General features: G+C 74.7%; 14 protein-coding genes and 1 other RNA gene. 6 read left to right on the top strand and 9 right to left on the bottom strand.

What is annotated here, in order from left to right; translation table 11 throughout:
- The first annotated feature begins 88 nt into the window (after window positions 1–88).
- Both ACIQUQ_RS06505 and ACIQUQ_RS06500 read left to right on the top strand, forming a co-directional pair.
- Window positions 89–1,441, top strand: a complete 1,353-nt coding sequence (locus ACIQUQ_RS06505) for a multidrug effflux MFS transporter (protein WP_403972013.1) — start codon at window positions 89–91, stop codon at window positions 1,439–1,441.
- 9 nt (window positions 1,442–1,450) lie between these two features.
- Window positions 1,451–2,440 (top strand): small ribosomal subunit Rsm22 family protein, encoded by a 990-nt coding sequence (locus ACIQUQ_RS06500; protein WP_403972011.1) that lies wholly within the window; start codon window positions 1,451–1,453, stop codon window positions 2,438–2,440.
- Between the two features lie 19 nt (window positions 2,441–2,459).
- Here the strand turns inward: ACIQUQ_RS06500 and ddaH are convergent, their stop codons facing one another.
- On the bottom strand, window positions 2,460–3,269 hold the full coding sequence (gene ddaH / locus ACIQUQ_RS06495) for a dimethylargininase (protein WP_403972009.1): 810 nt from the start codon (window positions 3,267–3,269) through the stop codon (window positions 2,460–2,462).
- A 1,153-nt stretch (window positions 3,270–4,422) separates the two neighbouring features.
- Here ddaH and ACIQUQ_RS06490 point away from each other — a divergent pair.
- Window positions 4,423–5,178 carry a bifunctional DNA primase/polymerase gene (locus ACIQUQ_RS06490; RefSeq protein ID WP_403972007.1) on the top strand — a complete coding sequence of 252 codons (756 nt, stop codon included), beginning with the start codon at window positions 4,423–4,425 and terminating at the stop codon, window positions 5,176–5,178.
- A 28-nt stretch (window positions 5,179–5,206) separates the two neighbouring features.
- Here ACIQUQ_RS06490 and eda read toward each other — a convergent pair whose 3' ends face one another.
- Window positions 5,207–5,866: a bifunctional 4-hydroxy-2-oxoglutarate aldolase/2-dehydro-3-deoxy-phosphogluconate aldolase gene (gene eda, locus ACIQUQ_RS06485; RefSeq protein ID WP_403972005.1), complete on the bottom strand. Its 660-nt coding sequence runs from the start codon at window positions 5,864–5,866 to the stop codon at window positions 5,207–5,209.
- 184 nt (window positions 5,867–6,050) lie between these two features.
- Entirely contained in the window at window positions 6,051–6,851 is an 801-nt protein-coding gene (gene yaaA / locus ACIQUQ_RS06480; RefSeq protein ID WP_403972003.1) for a peroxide stress protein YaaA, read from the bottom strand.
- Window positions 6,852–7,126: 275 nt separating this feature from the next.
- On the opposite strand from yaaA, the gene ACIQUQ_RS06475 reads away from it, so the two are divergent.
- Both ACIQUQ_RS06475 and ACIQUQ_RS06470 read left to right on the top strand, forming a co-directional pair.
- Window positions 7,127–8,572 carry an RNB domain-containing ribonuclease gene (locus ACIQUQ_RS06475; protein WP_403972001.1) on the top strand — a complete coding sequence of 482 codons (1,446 nt, stop codon included), beginning with the start codon at window positions 7,127–7,129 and terminating at the stop codon, window positions 8,570–8,572.
- A gap of 244 nt (window positions 8,573–8,816) precedes the next feature.
- A complete protein-coding gene (locus ACIQUQ_RS06470) occupies window positions 8,817–10,124 on the top strand; it encodes a serine hydrolase domain-containing protein (RefSeq protein ID WP_403971999.1) in 1,308 nt (435 codons plus the stop codon).
- Between the two features lie 159 nt (window positions 10,125–10,283).
- Here ACIQUQ_RS06470 and ACIQUQ_RS06465 read toward each other — a convergent pair whose 3' ends face one another.
- Both ACIQUQ_RS06465 and ACIQUQ_RS06460 read right to left on the bottom strand, forming a co-directional pair.
- A complete protein-coding gene (locus ACIQUQ_RS06465; protein ID WP_403971997.1) occupies window positions 10,284–10,910 on the bottom strand; it encodes a hypothetical protein in 627 nt (208 codons plus the stop codon).
- Entirely contained in the window at window positions 10,907–11,638 is a 732-nt protein-coding gene (locus ACIQUQ_RS06460; protein WP_403971995.1) for a MerR family transcriptional regulator, read from the bottom strand. Before ACIQUQ_RS06460 ends, ACIQUQ_RS06465 begins: the two co-directional genes overlap by 4 nt.
- A 77-nt stretch (window positions 11,639–11,715) precedes the next feature.
- On the opposite strand from ACIQUQ_RS06460, the gene rnpB reads away from it, so the two are divergent.
- Window positions 11,716–12,119: RNase P RNA component class A (rnpB, locus tag ACIQUQ_RS06455), an RNA gene on the top strand.
- A 124-nt stretch (window positions 12,120–12,243) separates the two neighbouring features.
- Here rnpB and ACIQUQ_RS06450 read toward each other — a convergent pair.
- From ACIQUQ_RS06450 to ACIQUQ_RS06435, 4 genes are all read right to left on the bottom strand, one after another.
- Window positions 12,244–12,789 carry a hypothetical protein gene (locus tag ACIQUQ_RS06450; RefSeq protein WP_403971993.1) on the bottom strand — a complete coding sequence of 182 codons (546 nt, stop codon included), beginning with the start codon at window positions 12,787–12,789 and terminating at the stop codon, window positions 12,244–12,246.
- 117 nt (window positions 12,790–12,906) lie between these two features.
- Window positions 12,907–14,259 carry a bifunctional RNase H/acid phosphatase gene (locus tag ACIQUQ_RS06445; protein ID WP_403971991.1) on the bottom strand — a complete coding sequence of 451 codons (1,353 nt, stop codon included), beginning with the start codon at window positions 14,257–14,259 and terminating at the stop codon, window positions 12,907–12,909.
- Entirely contained in the window at window positions 14,259–15,002 is a 744-nt protein-coding gene (locus tag ACIQUQ_RS06440) for a zinc ribbon domain-containing protein (RefSeq protein WP_403972867.1), read from the bottom strand. Before ACIQUQ_RS06440 ends, ACIQUQ_RS06445 begins: the two co-directional genes overlap by 1 nt.
- Complete coding sequence (locus ACIQUQ_RS06435) at window positions 14,999–15,856, bottom strand: Nif3-like dinuclear metal center hexameric protein (protein WP_403971989.1); 858 nt, start codon at window positions 15,854–15,856, stop codon at window positions 14,999–15,001. Before ACIQUQ_RS06435 ends, ACIQUQ_RS06440 begins: the two co-directional genes overlap by 4 nt.
- Window positions 15,857–15,985 lie beyond the last annotated feature (129 nt).

The raw sequence follows: 15,985 nt of genomic DNA, 5'->3' as shown, positions 1-15,985 counted from the left end.
GACCTGAAGTCCGGACCCTCGGACGTTCCACAGGCTGAGAGCATGGGGCCGTCAGGGGTGTCGCGTGTACACGAGACTTGGAGTTCGCATGACGGACAGAGGCCGCCCCGCCGTCCCCGCCGAGGAGATATCCGGTGGCCCCGCACCCCGGAAACCCGTACCCCCTGACACCCCCGCGGAACCCGTCGGGGCCGCGGCCCCCGCACCGGCCGCCGGGCCCCCCGTGGCGCGCCGCACCCCGCTCCTGGTGGTCCTGATCCTCGGCGGGCTCGTCGCCCTGACGCCCCTGTCGATGGACATGTACCTGCCCGCCCTGCCGGAGATCGCCGGCGCCCTGTCCACCCCCGCGGCCACCGTCCAGCTCACCCTCACGGCCTGCCTGGCCGGCATGGCACTGGGCCAGATGGTCATCGGCCCGATGAGTGACAAGTGGGGCCGCCGCCGCCCGCTGCTGACCGGCATGGCCCTGTACGTGGTGGCCACCGCGGTCTGCGCGCTGGCGCCCAGCGCGGAGCTGCTCATCGGCTTCCGCCTGGTCCAGGGCCTGGCCGGCTCCGCGGGCGTCGTGATCGCGCGGGCCGTGGTGCGCGACATGTTCGACGGGGTCGCGATGGTGCGGTTCTTCTCCACCCTGATGCTGGTCTCCGGGGCGGCGCCGATCGTCGCGCCGCTGATCGGCGGCCAGGTGCTGCGCTTCTCCGACTGGCGGGGCGTCTTCGTGGTGCTGACGGCCGTGGGCCTGGTGCTGACCCTGCTGGTCTGGCGGCTCCTCGACGAGACGCTGCCGCCCGAGCGGCGGCAGGCCGGCGGGGTGGGCGCGTCGCTGCGGGCGGTCCGGGGGCTGCTGGCCGACCGGGTGTTCACCGGCTACACGCTGGCGGGCAGCTTCGCGTTCGCCGTGCTCTTCTCGTACGTCTCGGCCTCCAGCTTCGTGGTGCAGGAGATCTACGGGGCCTCCGCGCAGACCTTCAGCCTGCTGTTCGGCCTCAACGCGATCGGCCTGATCACCGCGGGACAGGTCAACGGCAAGCTGCTGGCGGGCCGGGTCAGCCTCGACAAGGTGCTGGCCGGCGGCCTCGCCGTGATCACGCTGGCCGCGACGGCACTGCTGCTGATCACCACCGGGGTGTTCGGCGACGTGGGCCTCGCGCCGGTGGCCGGCTGCCTGTTCGTGCTGATGTCGGCGCAGGGCGTGGTGCTGCCCAACACCAACAGCCAGGCCCTGCTGCGGGCCCCCCACGCCGCCGGCTCCGCCTCCGCGCTGCTCGGCAGCAGCTCGTTCCTGGTGGGCGCGGTGGCCTCGCCGCTGGTGGGCATCGCGGGCGAGCACACCGCGGTGCCGATGGCCGTGGTCCAGCTGGGCAGCGCCCTCTCGGCGGTGGCCTGCTTCGTCTTCCTGTGCCGTCCCGGGCGGGGCCGGGCGCCGGTGGCAGCGGCTTAAACTCTCCGGGTGAACGCCTCTGTCCCCACCGCCGACGCGCTGCGCGGCGCGCTCGCCGGCCTCCTCGACGGACTTCCGCCGAAGCAGGCCACCGCCGCCGTCGACCGGCTCATCGCCAACTACCGGGGACGCACCCCGACCGATGCGCCCGTGCTGCGCGACCGCTCCGACGTGGTCGCGTACGCGGCGTACCGGATGCCCGCGACCTTCGAGGCGGTACGGGCGTCCCTGGCCGGCCTCGCGGACGCGGCCCCGGACTGGTCCCCCGCCACGCACGTGGACGTGGGCGGCGGCACCGGCGCGGCGACCTGGGCGGTGGACTCCGTCTGGGAGGGGCCGCGCGAGACGACGGTGCTGGACTGGGCCGAGCCGGCCCTGGCGCTGGGCCGGGAGCTGGCGGGGGCCGCGCCCTCGCCGGTGCTGCGGGGCGCGCGCTGGCAGAAGGCCGTCATCGGTACGTCGCTGAGCCTGCCCGAGGCGGACCTGGCGACCGTCTCGTACGTGCTGGGCGAGCTGACCGCGGAGGCCCGGGCGGCGGTGGTGGACGAGGCCGCGCGCCGCGCCCAGGCGGTGGTGGTCATCGAACCCGGCACCCCCGAGGGCTACCTGCGCGTCCGGGAGGCCCGGGACCGGCTGATCGCGGCGGGCCTGCACGTGGCCGCCCCCTGCCCGCACGACGGGGCCTGCCCGATCGTGGTCGGCGAGGACTGGTGCCACTTCTCGGCGCGGGTCAGCCGGTCCTCGCTGCACCGGCAGGTGAAGGGCGGCTCGCTGGCGTACGAGGACGAGAAGTTCAGCTACGTCGCCGCCACCCGCTTCCCGGTGGCCCCGGCCACGGCCCGGGTGACCCGGCGGCCGCAGATCCGCAAGGGCCTGGTCCTGCTGGACCTGTGCGGCCCCGAAGGTCTGGCCCGGGAGACCGTCTCGAAGCGCCACGGCGCGCTCTACAAGTCGGCGCGCGACGCCGAGTGGGGCGACGCCTGGCCCCCGGCGGAATAGGCCGGGGGCCGGGCCGGGGCTACATCCGGAGCTCCTGGGTGCAGCACTTCACGCTGCCGCCGCCCTTGAGGAGTTCGCCCAGGTCCATGCCGATCGGCTCGAAACCGCGGGCGCGCAGCGGCTCGTAGAGGCCCACCGCCGCCTGCGGGAGCAGGACGTGGCGGCCGTCGGACACCGCGTTCAGGCCCAGGGCCGCGGCGTCCTCCTCCGTCGCGATCAGCGCGTCGGGGAAGAGGCGGCGGAGCACGGACCGGCTGCCGGGCGAGAAGGCCTCGGGGAAGTACATGACCTCGTCGCCGTCGAGCACCGAGAGCGCGGTGTCCAGGTGGTAGTAACGCGGGTCCACCAGGTCGAGCCCGATGACGGGCCGGCCGAAGAACTCCTGCGCCTCGTCGTGGGAGAGCGGCGAGGACCGGAAGCCGCGCCCGGCGAGCACGTAGGAGGCGGTGACGGCGAAGTCGCCCTCCCCCTCGTTGATGTGGGACGGCTCGTGGATCTCGGTGAAGCCGTTCGCCCGGAACCAGTCCAGGTGTTCCTGGGCCTCGGCGGTCCGCTCGGGGTAGGCGAAGCGGGCGCCGAGGACACGGCCGTCGATGACGGTGGCGCCGTTGGCGGCGAAGACCATGTCGGGCAGACCGGGGCGCGGTTCCAGGAGCTCCACGGTGTGGCCGAGCGCGCGGTAGCGGTCGCGCAGGTCTTCCCATTGGGTCAGGCACAGTTGCAGGTCCACCGGCTTGTCCGGGTCCATCCACGGGTTGATGGAGTAGGTGACCCTGAAGTGCGTGGGTGGGCACATCAGGTACCGGCGGGGTGTGGCGTCTCTGCGCAAAGAGGGCTCCTCACGGGACACGACGGCCGCGCCGCCGGGTTGGGCGACGCGCGAAGAGAATCGTCTCTCCTGAACGCGCGCGGCGCATTGAACTGATCGGGTGGTTTACGCGACGCCACCGCAAATTGCCCCCACCCCGCGCCGCGACTCCGCTAACGGGGGGTACGGCCCGCCCCACGGAGCGCCAACAGACGCTCCCGACCCGCCACGGCTGCCCTGGTGGGTCGTGTGGTGTGCGGGGAAGGCGCTCGACGCGTCCTGGCAGGCTGGACGGGAAGCAGGCCCGAGCCTGGCCCGCACCCCACTCCAGGCAACTCCCCCTTGGCTGCCCTGGTGGGTCGTGTGGTGTGTGGGGAAGGTGCTTGACGCGTCGTGGCAGGCTGGTCCGGAGGCAGGCCCGGGCCTGGGGTGGCCGAAGGCCAGGGCGAAGCCCCTTGCCCCAGGGGTGGGCCTGCCGCAGGGCCTGCAGGCCACGACGGGTCAAGCACCGAGGGGACCCACACACCACACGACCCACCACCAAAGCTCCGGCAGGCGCGAGCCCATGGCTGCGCGAGGGCGCGACAGCGAGGGGCGCGACGCCGAGGCTGCGTGGTTGGGCCGCGCAGCGCCCGGCGGCGCGGCTGCGCGAGGGCACGGCGCGCAACAGCGTGGCCACTCGGCCGCGCCGCACGCGACAGCGCGGCCGCGCGAGGGCCCGACAGCGCAGCCACGTGGCGAAAGTCACCGCCAGACCCGCGCCACCGGCGGCCCGGCAGGCCGGCTCCGGATACCCCGTACGCCCGGCTCCAGGAGCCCGTGCCCCGCACCAGCGGGCCCGTACAACCCGCACCAGCAGGGCCCGCACGCTCCTCACCACCAGGGCCCCGCACACCCACACCACCCCGGCCCCGCACCCCCGCACCGACGGCCCCGCACCTCGCCGGCACCCCCCGCCGACCCGTCGGACCGCTCCCTCACCACCCCCTCCACGCCGCCTCACCGCCCCCTCACCCCCACCACCGTTGCCCATAAATCACCGCTTTGCCCCGAAATACGGTCCGGCCCGGGCCGTCGCCACCCGCCCCCCGGTTGGGAAGTGCGGTCACCCGGGGCGCAGGATGGTGGGACGATGGAGCGGTCTGCCGGGGCCAACGGTGAGGTGAGGGGATACATGGGGTCTGAGTCCGGCCGCGTCAAACGCGGCGAGCAGAGCAGGATTTCCCAGTGGCTGCGCGGTCTGCGCAAGCCCGCGGCCGAAGACCCCGGCCGGCAGCGCGAGTCCCTGCTCCTGGCCACCGCCTCCGCAGGCCTCCCGATCGCTCCGGCCGCGCACCCCGCCGGTTACCGGTGTTCGTGCGAACGCATCGGCTGTCCCACGCCCGCCCGGCACCCGCTCTCCTTCGCGTGGCAGACCCAGTCCACCACCGACCGCGCCCAGGTCGAGCGCTGGGCCCGCAACCAGCCCTCGGCCAACTTCATCACCGCGACCGGCATGGTCCACGACGTCCTGGACGTACCGCTGGAAGCCGGGCGCGCCGCGCTGGAGCGGCTGCTCGCCGCCGGCATCGAGGTCGGCCCGGTGGCCGAGTCGGGCGCCGGGGACGACGGCGGCCACGGCCGCATGCTGTTCTTCACCGCCACCCGCGGCACCCCCGAGGACGAGGACGAGTGGTGGCCCTGCGAACTGGACTGCCATCCCGAGACCATGGACGAGCATCCGGGCCTGCGCTGGCACTGCCGCGGCAGCTACGTGCTCGTACCGCCGGCGGCCCTGCCCGGTGACCTGACCGTCGACTGGGTACGCGGACCCGAGCACCCCCTCCCCGATCCGCTGACCCTGCTGGAGACCCTCACCGACGCCTGCGCCCAGCACCTGGCGGAGGCGGACCACGACGCGCACGCGGTGGCCTGGCCGCTCAGCCGCTAGGCCGCACCACCCCCGCGAGCCCGCCCCGTCACACCACCCGCCCGCCGGGCGCCGCCGGTCCGCCCAGGGCCGCCGCCGCGCGGGCCAGTTCCGTCACGCGGTCCCAGTCCCGGGCCGCCAGCACCCCGTCCGGGACCAGCCAGGTGCCGCCCACGCAGGCGACGTTGGGCAGCGCCAGGTACTCCGGCGCCGTCGCGGCCGTGATGCCGCCGGTCGGGCAGAACCGCGCGGCGGGCAGCGGCCCGGCCAGCGAGCGCAGGTAGCGCGTGCCGCCGGCCGCCTCGGCCGGGAAGAACTTCAGGTCCGTCACGCCCTGTTCCAGCAGCCCCAGCACCTCCGATGCCGTCGCCGCCCCGGGCAGGTACGGGACCCCCGTCCCCCGCATCGCCGCCAGCAGCCCCGCCGAGCAGCCCGGGCTCACCAGGAACCGCGCCCCCGCCGCCACCGCCCGCTCCGCGTGCCGCGCGCCGACCACCGTGCCCGCACCGACCACCGCCTCCGGAACCTCCGCGGCGACCGCCCTGATCGCGTCCAGCGCGGCCGGGGTGCGCAGGGTCACCTCGATCGCCGGCAGCCCGCCGGCGACGAGCGCCCGGGCCAGCGGCACCGCGGCGGTGCGGTCCTCCAGCACCACGACGGGCAGGACGGGGGCGTGGTCCAGTACGGACACCTCGGCCGGCGACGACATGCCGCCATCCTCACGAGTACGCACGCACAGCGCAACGCCCGTTGCACAGAGCGCAACGGGCGTCGACGGGAAGGTATGGCCGGTCCCGACAGCGGATCCGCGTAAGCGGCCCCCCGTCCGCAGACCCCCGTCCGCGGACCCCCCGTCCGCAGACCCGGCCAGTGGGCCCGGCCAGCCGACCCCATCAGTGGATCTCGGTCACCACCACGTCCAGCGACCACGCCTTGCCGGCCTTCGCGGGGGCCTCGCCCTCGACCACGTACCCCAGGTCCCGCAGCGCGACGAGCAGCTCGGCCGGGTCCGCGGGGGCGGCACCGGCCCGCAGCAGGTCGCGGACCAGCCGGCCCTTGGTGGCCTTGTTGAAGTGGCTCACCACGGAGCGCTTCTCCACCCCGTCCACGATCTGCGACTGCAGCACCCGCACGGTGGCCGTCCGCCCGGCCACCTCGCCCTTCGGCTTCCAGGCGGTCCCGTACGCGGAGGACCGCAGGTCCAGCACCAGGCCGTCGCCCGCCGCCTCCGGCATCACCTCGGCCATCGGCGTCCGCCAGTACGCGCCGAGCGCGCCGAGGCCGGGCAGCTTCACGCCCATCGAGCAGCGGTACGAGGGGATCCGGTCGCCGATCCGCACCGCGCCCCACAGCCCCGAGAACACCACCAGCGAGGCCTCGGCGCGGGCCCGGGCGGCCGGCTCCAGACCGGCCAGGTCCAGGGCGTCGTACAGCACACCGGTGTAGATCTCCCCCGCCGGGCGGGCGCCAGCGGTGCGCAGCTCAGCGTTCTTGGCGACCTCGCCGCGCAGGCCCTCGCTGAGGCCGAGCACCTCGCGGGCCTTCGGCTCGTCGGCCGCGCACAGGTCGACCAGCTCGTCGAGGACGGCGGCGCGGGCCGCGGCCAGGCCCGGCAGGGAGAGCCCTTCGGGCTTGAGGGGCGAGCCGGAGCCACTGGCGGCCTTTCCTTCGGACGGCGGCAGCAGCACGAGCACGGCGGTTCTCCTTCTGGTACGGACGGGCGAGGGGTGCGGCCCCCAGAAGAGCGTAGCCGCGCCACCGCCCCGCTCTCGCCGCCCACCGCCACCCCGCTCTCACCACCGCCGCCACCCCCTCTCACCGCACCACCCCCACCCCCCTCTCACCACCCCCACCCCCCTCTCACCGCCCCGCCACCCCCTCTCACCGCACCACCCCCACCCCCCTCTCACCACCCCGCCGCCCCCCTCTCGCCGTGCCGGTCCCGGCCCCCGCACCTACGCTCGGGTACATGCCACGCCGTCAGATGCACATGACCGGCGCAGCGGCGGCCCCGCTGCGGGACGCCCTGCGGGACCTGCGCGGGGAGCTGGACGTGCCGGAGGGCTTCCCGGCGGCGGTCCTGGAGGAGGCGGAGCGGGCCGCCCGGGAGCCCCGGCTGCCCGCGGAGGACGCCACCCACCTCCCCTTCCTCACGATCGACCCGCCCGACTCGGTGGACCTGGACCAGGCCATGCACCTGGAGCGGCGGCCGGGCGGCGGCTACCGCGTCCACTACGCCATCGCCGACGTGGCCGCCTTCGTCGTGCCCGGCGGCGCGGTCGACACGGAGGCCCACCGCCGGGTGACCACCCTCTACTTCCCCGACGAGAAGGTGCCGCTGCACCCGGCCGTGCTGTCCGAGGGGGCGGCCAGCCTGCTGCCGGACCACACGGCACCCGCGCTGGTGTGGCGGCACGACCTGGACGGGGAGGGCCGGGTGGAGGCCACCGAGGTGCGGCGGGCGCTGGTGCGCAGCCGGGCCAAGCTGGACTACACCGGGGTGCAGCACGCGCTGGACGCCGGCACCGCCGAGGAGCCGCTCGCGCTGCTGCGGGAGGTCGGGCAGCTGCGGGAGGCGCTGGAGGTCGAGCGGGGCGGCGTCTCGCTGAACGTACCGGAGCAGGAGATCACCAGGCGGGACGGCGGCTTCGAGCTGGCGTACCGGGCACCGCTGCCCGTGGACGGCTGGAACGCGCAGGTCTCGCTGCTGACCGGCATGGCGGCGGCCGGGCTGATGCTGGCGGCCGGTACGGGGATCCTGCGCACCCTCCCCATGGCCCCGGACGGCGCGGTCGGCCGCCTGCGCCGGGCGGCGAAGGCGCTGGGCATCGAGTGGCCGCACCACGTCCCGTACGCCGAGCTGGTCCGTTCCCTCGACCCGCGGCGCCCCCGGCACGCCGCGTTCCTCCAGGAGTGCACGGCACTGCTGCGGGGCGCGGGGTACACGGTGTTCCGGAACGGTGCGGCGCCGGACCCGGCGGTGCACGCGGCCGTGGCCGCCCCGTACACCCACTGCACCGCGCCGCTGCGCCGCCTGGCCGACCGGTACGCGGGGGAGCTGTGCCTGGCGTTCAGTGCGGGCCAGGAGCCGCCGGAGTGGGCGCTGGCAGCACTGGACGCGCTGCCGCGGCAGATGGCGGACGGCACCCGGCTGGCCAACACAGTGGAGCGGGAGTGCGTGGACCTGGTGGAGGCGGCCCTGCTGAAGGACCGGGTGGGCGAGGTCTTCGACGCGACGGTGATCGACGTGAAGGAGCGGGAGCCGCTGGTGGGCACGGTGCACCTGGAGGACCCGGCGGTGGTGGGGCGCGTCGAGTCCGCCGACGGGGCCGCGCTGCCGCTGGGCGAGCGCATCCGTGTCCGGCTCACCCAGGCCGACCCGGGCCACGCGAAGATCCTCTTCGCTCCGGCGTGAGGCCGGGCCGCCCTCGCCCCGGGCCCCCCGAGGCCGGCCGCCCGAGCCTGGACACCTTCGCCCAAGCCGCCCGCGGCCAGCCGCCCGAGGCCTGGACGCCTTCGCCCCGGGCCCCCCGAGGCCGGCCGCCTGGGCCCCCACCCGCGGCCCCCGCCTGCCCGGCCTGAGGTCCGTGCGGGCGCATCTGGCACGGTTTGCGGTGGGTTCATGGGATTGGCGCCGATCGTCCGTGGATAGTGCGGGCATGACGCGTACCCCCCGGCCCACCGCCGCCCCGTCCACGTCCACGCCCACGCCCCCGTCCCCCGCCCCGTCCGGGGCGCGGCGCGCCCGTCCGCGTGCCCGCCGGGCCCTGATCGGCGCGGCGCTGCTCGCCCTCACCCTCCAGAGCACGGCCCTCGCCGCTCCCGCGGCGGACGGGCGGGGCGACGGCCGCGGCGGCGGCAAGGCCGGTCCCGACTGCGTGCGGACCCAGGGGCCGCTCGGACCCGACGGCCGGAAGGTGCGGGAGGTCGTCCGCCTGGCCAAGGAGGAACTGCACCTGAACTCCGTCGAGGTGAAGGTCGCGACGGACGGGCGCGACGTCTACACCGACGCCCTCGGCGAGTCCATGACGGGCGTTCCGGCCCGGCCCGACATGCACTTCCGCGCCGGATCGGTGGTCTTCGCCCACATCGGCACGCTCGTCCTCCAGCTGGCGGAGGAGAAGAAGCTCCGGCTCGACGACACCGTGGAGCGCTGGCTGCCGTACCTGCCCAAGGCCGACCGGATCACCCTGCGGATGCTGGCCACCAACACCAGCGGCCTGCACGACTACGTCACCGACCCGGCCTTCCTCGCGGAGCTGCCGAAGGACCCGTTCCGGCAGTGGACTCCGCAGGAGCTGCTCGCGTTCCCCTTCAGCCACTCCTTCTGGTACGAGCCGGGCACCAGCTGGAGCTACTCGCACGCCAACTACGTGCTCCTGACGGACGCCCTCCAGAAGATCACCGGGACCCGGATCGACGTCCTGCTGAAGGAGCGGATCTGGGGTCCGCTGGGGCTCCGGGACACCCGCAACAACTTCACGCCCGACATCCCCTCCCCCGTCCTGCACGCCTACACCTCGGACCGCGGCTTCTACGAGGAGTCCACCTTCTGGAACCCGTCGTGGACCACGGCGCCCGGTGCCGTCATCACCAGCCACATCTGCGACCTGGCGCGCTCGGCGCAGGGCATCGGCAGCGGTGAGCTGATCTCGCCCCGCTCGTACCGCACCCTGCTGAACCCGGGCACGGTCGGCCTCGGCGGCGGCACGGCGACCTGCCCCGCGGACGTGTGCCTGAAGCAGACCGAGGACTTCCACTTCGGCATGGGCGTGATCGTCGTCAAGGACTGGACCGTGCAGAACCCGTCCTTCTCCGGCTACGCGGCGATCCAGGCCTACCTGCCGGCGGAGCGGCTGGCCATCGCGGTCTCGGCCACGCAGACCGCGACCACCCCGGAGGGGAACCAGGCCGAGGTGGTCGCCAAGCGGATCGCGGCCGCGCTCGCGCCCGACCACCCGCTGTAGGAAGGCTCACGGGCGGCGGGGGTTCCTGCACCGGCACCCCGCCGCGGCCGTCAGGCCGGGACCCCCGCCCGCGGCCGTCAGGCCGGGACCCCCGCCCGCTGCCGTCAGGCCGGCAGCCCAGCCCGCGGCCGTCAGCCCAGGCCCCCCACCCCCGGACCGTCAGGCAGGCAGCCCCGCCCGGACCCTCGCCACCAGGGCGGCCGGGTCGTCGGCGTGGAAGCGCAGGGTGCGGGCCTCGGTGCGGGCGCCGAGGGGGCGTACGACGGGCAGGGCGCGGGTGAGTTCGAGGGTGACGGTGGTCTGGCTGCCCACGATCAGGTCCAGCACCCCCTCCCCGTCCTCCCGCACCAGCCGCCCCTCCGGGTAGCGCCGGTCCACCCGTACCGAGGCGATGGCGTCGGCGGGCACCTCCAGGTCGAAGAGCGCGCCGTACCGCACGCGCAGCGAGCCGTCCGGGCGGACCAGGTGGGGGCGGGTGACGCAGGCGGCGTGCATCGCGAGGACGAGCACCACCCCGTACACGTCCAGGACCAGCAGTGCCCGGTGCACCGCGGGCCACGGGATCAGGAGGGCCAGCGCCACGGTCTCGACGACGGAGACGAAGAGGAAGCCGTACGTCATCGCCGTCTGGGGCGAGGTGTACGGGACGGCGAGGTCGCCCTCGCGCACCCCGTGCCGGCGGCGCGCCGCCCACAGGAACAGCGAGCGGGTGGACCGCAGTTCGTGCACCAGAAGCCTCTGCAGCCACACGGGTATCCGCAGCCACAGGGCGTTGAGCGTCCTCATGCCCGTCCCCTCTCGATCATGCCGTCCATCACCAGCCGGACCACCTCCGCCTGCGCGGGCTCGAAGTCGGCCAGCAGGGCCTCCTTGAACCCGGGCACGGCCGGCCCTTCCGCCGGGATCGCGGCGAACACCTCCGCCGGTACCGCGGCGATCAGCTCCGCCGCCAGCGGTCCGATCCGCGGGTCGTCCGCGGGCGCGTCGGCCAGCTCGTCGAGCCGCTCGTACAGCCCGAGTACGGCGGGGTCGGCTGCCAGTGCGCCGAGCGCGGCGTACAGCTCCGCTCCCCCGCCGCCCACCGTGTCCAGCAGCAGCAGGTGCTCCCGGTCCTTGGCGGCCGTCGGGGAAGCGGTGGCCGGCGCCCTGGCCAGCAGGGCGGCCAGCGCGGGCGGGACCGCCTCGGCGTCGCCGCCCGCCTCCCGCAGCGCGGCCAGCCGCTCCCGGCGTTCCCGCAGCGCGGCCTCCTGGCGGGCCAGGTCGGCGTCCAGCTCCTCCAGTACGTCGGCCAGCTCGCGCCCGGCGTCGTCGGCGAGCACGTCCCGCACCTCGTCCAGGCTCAGGCCCAGCTCGGTCAGCCGCCGGATGCGCGCCAGCAGGACCGCGTCCCGCACGGTGTAGGCGCGGTAGCCGTTGGCCAGCCGCCGGGGCTCGGGCAGCAGCCCGACGTGGTGGTAGTGCCGGACCGCCCGGGTGGTGACCCCGACGAGTGCGGCGATCTCTCCGATCCGCATGCGCCCAGTAGAAACGTTGCCGCTGCGGCAAGGTCAAGCCACGCCGCGGTGCCGGGTAGCATGGTCGGCACGGCAGACGAGCCGGCCGGGCGGCCGCGTCGGGACCCGCGAGGGGACCGCCGAGGAACGTCCGGGCTCCACAGGGCAGGGTGGTGGGTAACGCCCACCCGGGGTGACCCGCGGGACAGTGCCACAGAAAACAGACCGCCGGGGGCTTCGGCCTCCGGTAAGGGTGAAACGGTGGTGTAAGAGACCACCAGCGCCTGGGGTGACCCAGGCGGCTAGGTAAACCCCACCCGGAGCAAGGTCAAGAGGGGCCGGAGGAATCCGGCCCTGCGCGGACGATCGAGGGCTGCCCGCCCGAGTCCGCGGGTAGACCGCACGAGGCCGGTGGCAACACCGGCCCTAGATGGATGGCCGTCTCCCCGGCGACCGCGAGGTCTCCGGGCGACAGAACCCGGCGTACAGGCCGACTCGTCTGCCGGCACCTTCCCAGGGAGGGTGCCGGCTTCCTGCCGTTCGGCCCGCTCACCGCGCTCACCCCCACTCGCACCCGACGCCGCCCCCGGGGGTTGCCGGAGGCGGCGTGCCGTGACCGGGGACGGTCAGCGCAGGCCGTACTGGCTGCGCATGTCCAGCTTGCCGTTCTCGAAGAGGAAGATCGCGGAGCCGCCGGTGCTGGCCTGCTCGCACTCGTAGGTCGAGGTGCGGTAGCCCTTCATCTCGCTCTGGCCGGTGCGGACGCAGGTGCCGGTGCCGGCGATCTCCTTCATCTGAGTGATCGTCTTGCCGATGGTGATCTTCGTGTACTTCGCCTTGGTCATGCGGCCGTTGGACGTGCCGCCGTCCAGCAGGACCTGCATGCGGAGGTCCAGCTTGTTGTTGGTGAAGCTGAAGTTCGCGGAGCTGTAGGCCTTGTTGCCCTTGCACTCGTACGACTTCAGGGTCATGCCGCCCACGGTGGAGCTGCTCAGCAGCTTGCACGCGCCGCGGCCCGCGACCGAGTGCATCGTGGCGGTGGAGACGCCGAGCTTGATCTTGTCGTACTCCGCCTTGGTGATCGTCGCGGTGGCGGCGTTCGCGGTGGCCGCGGAGGCCAGGCCCATCGCGGCGGCGAGGACGGGGACGGCAATCAGCCGGAGCTTGGACATACGGATCCTTCGCGTGAAGAGTATGTGAAGAGCCCCGGCATGGTGCACAGGTTTTGGATCACCCAGTAAGGGCGAATTCCGGCCACGGACTCCCGTTCAGCCCGTGGCCGGACTCCGTCAACGCAGGTGTGAGGTGTCGTTCAGCAGGCGGAGGGACGCGTTCCCGTCCGCGTAGTACGCCACAGCCGACAGCGAGGCGGCCGACAGCTCCATCCGGAACAGCGCCTCCGGCGGGGCCCCGAGGGCCAGCCGGACCAGCGTCTTGACCGGCGTGACATGGGTCACCAGCAGCACCGTACGGCCCTGGTGACGGCTCAGCAGCCGGTCACGGGCCGCCGTGACGCGCCGGGTCACCGCCGCGAAGCTCTCGCCGCCGCCCGTCGGGGCGGCCTTCGGCGAGGCGAGCCACGCCTCCAGGTCCTCCGGGTGACGCTCCTTCACCTCGGCGAAGGTCAGCCCCTCCCAGGCGCCGAAGTCCGTCTCGCGCAGCCCCTCGTCGACCAGGACGTCGAGTCCGAGGCGGTCGGCGACCGCCTGCGCGGTCTGCCGGCAGCGCTTCAGCGGCGAACTGATGATGGCTTGAATCGTGCCCCGCGCGGCGAGGGCCGCGGCCACCGCCTCGGCCTGCCGCAGCCCGGCCGGTGACAGCTCCGGATCGGTGCCGCCACTGCCGGAGAACCGCTTCTGCGGGGTCAGGGCCGTCTCGCCGTGCCGCAGCAGCACGAAGGTCGCCGGCGTCCCCAGGTCCGGGGCGCCCCAGCCGGCGGTCGGGGCCGGCTTCGCCTCGTGGGAGGCCTCCACCACGGCGGTGGTGTCCAGCGCCGCGGGGGTCCCGGCGGCCACACGGGCCGCGTCCCGGTCCCGTACCGCGTCCCGGTCCCGTACACCCGAGCCCGAGCCCGAGCCCGTACCCGCGGACGCGGCCCCGGCCAGCGCCGCGCGCGCCGCCGCGGCACCCGCCGCCGCGTCGCCGGGCGGGCCGGACGGCGGGGGAACGGCCAGCGCACGGGCCGCGCCCCGGTCCAGGGCCGCCGAGGAAGCGGACGGCGACCACTGCTCACCGCGCTTGCCGGCGTCCATCGCCTCGTTCGCCAGCCGGTCGGCGTGCTTGTTCCGCTCGCGCGGGATCCACTCGTACGCGACCTGGGCCCCCGGCAGGATCCGCGCGGCCTCGGCGGCCAGCGGCTTCATGTCCGGGTGCTTGATCTTCCAGCGGCCGGACATCTGCTCGACGACGAGCTTGGAGTCCATCCGCACGGTCACGGACGCGTCCGGCGCCAGGTCCCGCACGGCCGTGAGGCCGGCGATCAGGCCCTTGTACTCGGCCACGTTGTTGGTGGCGACGCCGATGTACTCGGCCCGCTCCGCGAGCGTCTCGCCGCTGACCGGGTCGATGACGACGGCGCCGTAGCCCGCGGGCCCCGGGTTGCCCCGGGAGCCCCCGTCGGCCTCGACGACGAGGCGGCGCATCAGATGCCCGAGTCGGCCGTACGGACCAGGATCCGGCCACAGTTCTCGTGGCGCACGACCTGGTTCCGGGGCGCGGCCTTGACCTCGTTGACCTCGGCGATGTCCAGCTCGATCTGGCAGCCCATGCAGCGGCGCTGGTACAGCTTGGCCGCACCGACGCCCGCCTGCTTGGCGCGGATCTTCTCGTACAGCGCGATCAGGTCGGCCGGCACGGAACCGACCACGACCTCGCGGTCCTTGGCGGCGGCCGCCGCCTCGGCGTCGAGCTCGGCGGTCGCGGCGTCGCGGCGCGCGGTGGCGTCGTCGGTCTTCGCCTGCACGGAGGACACGCGCTCGGTCAGCTCGGCGACGCGCTCCTGCGCGGACTCGCGGCGCTCCATGACCTCCAGGACCACGTCCTCCAGGTCGCCCTGGCGCTTGGCCAGCGAGGCGATCTCGCGCTGGAGGTTCTCCAGGTCCTTCGGGGAGGTGACCGCGCCGGAGTCCAGGCGCTGCTGGTCGCGGACGGCGCGCTGGCGCACCTGGTCCACGTCCTGCTCCGCCTTGGTCTGCTCGCGGGCGGTGTCGCTCTCCTCGGTCTGCGCGGCGACGAGCAGGTCGCGCAGCTGCGTGAGGTCCTTGTTCAGGGAGTCGAGCTCGGCGTGCTCGGGCAGCGACTTGCGCTTGTGCGCGAGCTGCGACAGCCGTACGTCCAGGGCCTGGACGTCGAGGAGTCGGATCTGGTCGGCGGGCTCGGCGTTCAGTTGGGGGCTCCAGTGGTGGTGGTGGGAACGGTGGACGCCGCGTGGGCGGTCCAGGGGTCGGTGACCGTGTGCGAGACGTGGGTGCGCAGGCCCCAGCCGTGCCGGTCGGAAATCGCGTCGAGCTGGGCGGCGGCCTGCTCGCACCAGGGCCACTCGGTGGCCCAGTGGGCGGCGTCGAGGAGGGCGAGGGGACTGGTCTCGCGGGCCTCCGACACCGGGTGGTGGCGCAGGTCGGCGGTGACGAACGCGTCGACACCCGCCGCCCGTACCTGCTCGAAGAGGCTGTCGCCCGAGCCGCCGCTGACCGCGACGGTACGGATCACCGCGTCCGCGTCTCCGGCGACCCGCACGCCCTGCGCGGTGGCGGGCAGCCGGGCGGCGACCCGCCCGGCGAATTCGGCGAGCGTCTGGGGGTGGTCGAGCTCGCAGATCCGGCCCAGGCCGCGACGCCCGGCGGGGTCGGTGGGGTCGGGTACGAGGGGACTGGTGACCCGCAGGTCGAGGGCGCCGGCGAGGGCGTCGGAGACGCCCGGGTCGGCGGTGTCGGCGTTGGTGTGGGCCACGTGCAGGGCGATGTCGTGCTTGATCAGCGTGTGCACGACCTTGCCCTTGAAGGTGCCCGCGGAGACCGTCGTGGTCCCGCGCAGGTACAGCGGGTGGTGGGTGACGACCAGGTCGGCGCCGAGTTCCACGGCCTCGTCGGCGATCTCCTGGACGGGGTCCACGGCGAAGAGCACGCGCGTGACCTCCGCGTCGGGGTCGCCGCAGACGGTTCCGACCGCGTCCCACTGTTCGGCCCGCGCGGGGGGCCAGAGGGCGTCGAGCGCGGCGATGACTTCAGACAGACGGGGCACGAGCCAAGGCTACCGTCCGTACGGCCCGGGCCTGGCCTGGCCCGTACGGCTCCGGCCCTGGCCCGGGCCGTGCGGGAGAGGGCGGGGCACCCCGCGGGCCGCCGCCGCCGGGTGCCCACGGCCGGGACG

Source organism: Streptomyces sp. NPDC101118, from assembly GCF_044759445.1.
Taxonomy (GTDB): domain Bacteria; phylum Actinomycetota; class Actinomycetes; order Streptomycetales; family Streptomycetaceae; genus Streptomyces.
This window is presented reverse-complemented; position numbering and strand designations above follow the sequence as displayed.

Bases quoted from the DNA above. Each gene is read 5' to 3' on its own strand.
- ACIQUQ_RS06465 (WP_403971997.1), bottom strand. From the start codon at position 10,910: ATGAGGACGCTCAACGCCCTGTGGCTGCGGATACCCGTGTGGCTGCAG.
- ACIQUQ_RS06490 (WP_403972007.1), top strand. From the start codon at position 4,423: ATGGGGTCTGAGTCCGGCCGCGTCAAACGCGGCGAGCAGAGCAGGATT.
- eda (WP_403972005.1), bottom strand. From the start codon at position 5,866: ATGTCGTCGCCGGCCGAGGTGTCCGTACTGGACCACGCCCCCGTCCTG.
- ACIQUQ_RS06450 (WP_403971993.1), bottom strand. From the start codon at position 12,789: ATGTCCAAGCTCCGGCTGATTGCCGTCCCCGTCCTCGCCGCCGCGATG.
- ACIQUQ_RS06475 (WP_403972001.1), top strand. From the start codon at position 7,127: ATGCCACGCCGTCAGATGCACATGACCGGCGCAGCGGCGGCCCCGCTG.
- ACIQUQ_RS06470 (WP_403971999.1), top strand. From the start codon at position 8,817: ATGACGCGTACCCCCCGGCCCACCGCCGCCCCGTCCACGTCCACGCCC.
- ACIQUQ_RS06460 (WP_403971995.1), bottom strand. From the start codon at position 11,638: ATGCGGATCGGAGAGATCGCCGCACTCGTCGGGGTCACCACCCGGGCG.
- ACIQUQ_RS06505 (WP_403972013.1), top strand. From the start codon at position 89: ATGACGGACAGAGGCCGCCCCGCCGTCCCCGCCGAGGAGATATCCGGT.
- ACIQUQ_RS06445 (WP_403971991.1), bottom strand. From the start codon at position 14,259: ATGCGCCGCCTCGTCGTCGAGGCCGACGGGGGCTCCCGGGGCAACCCG.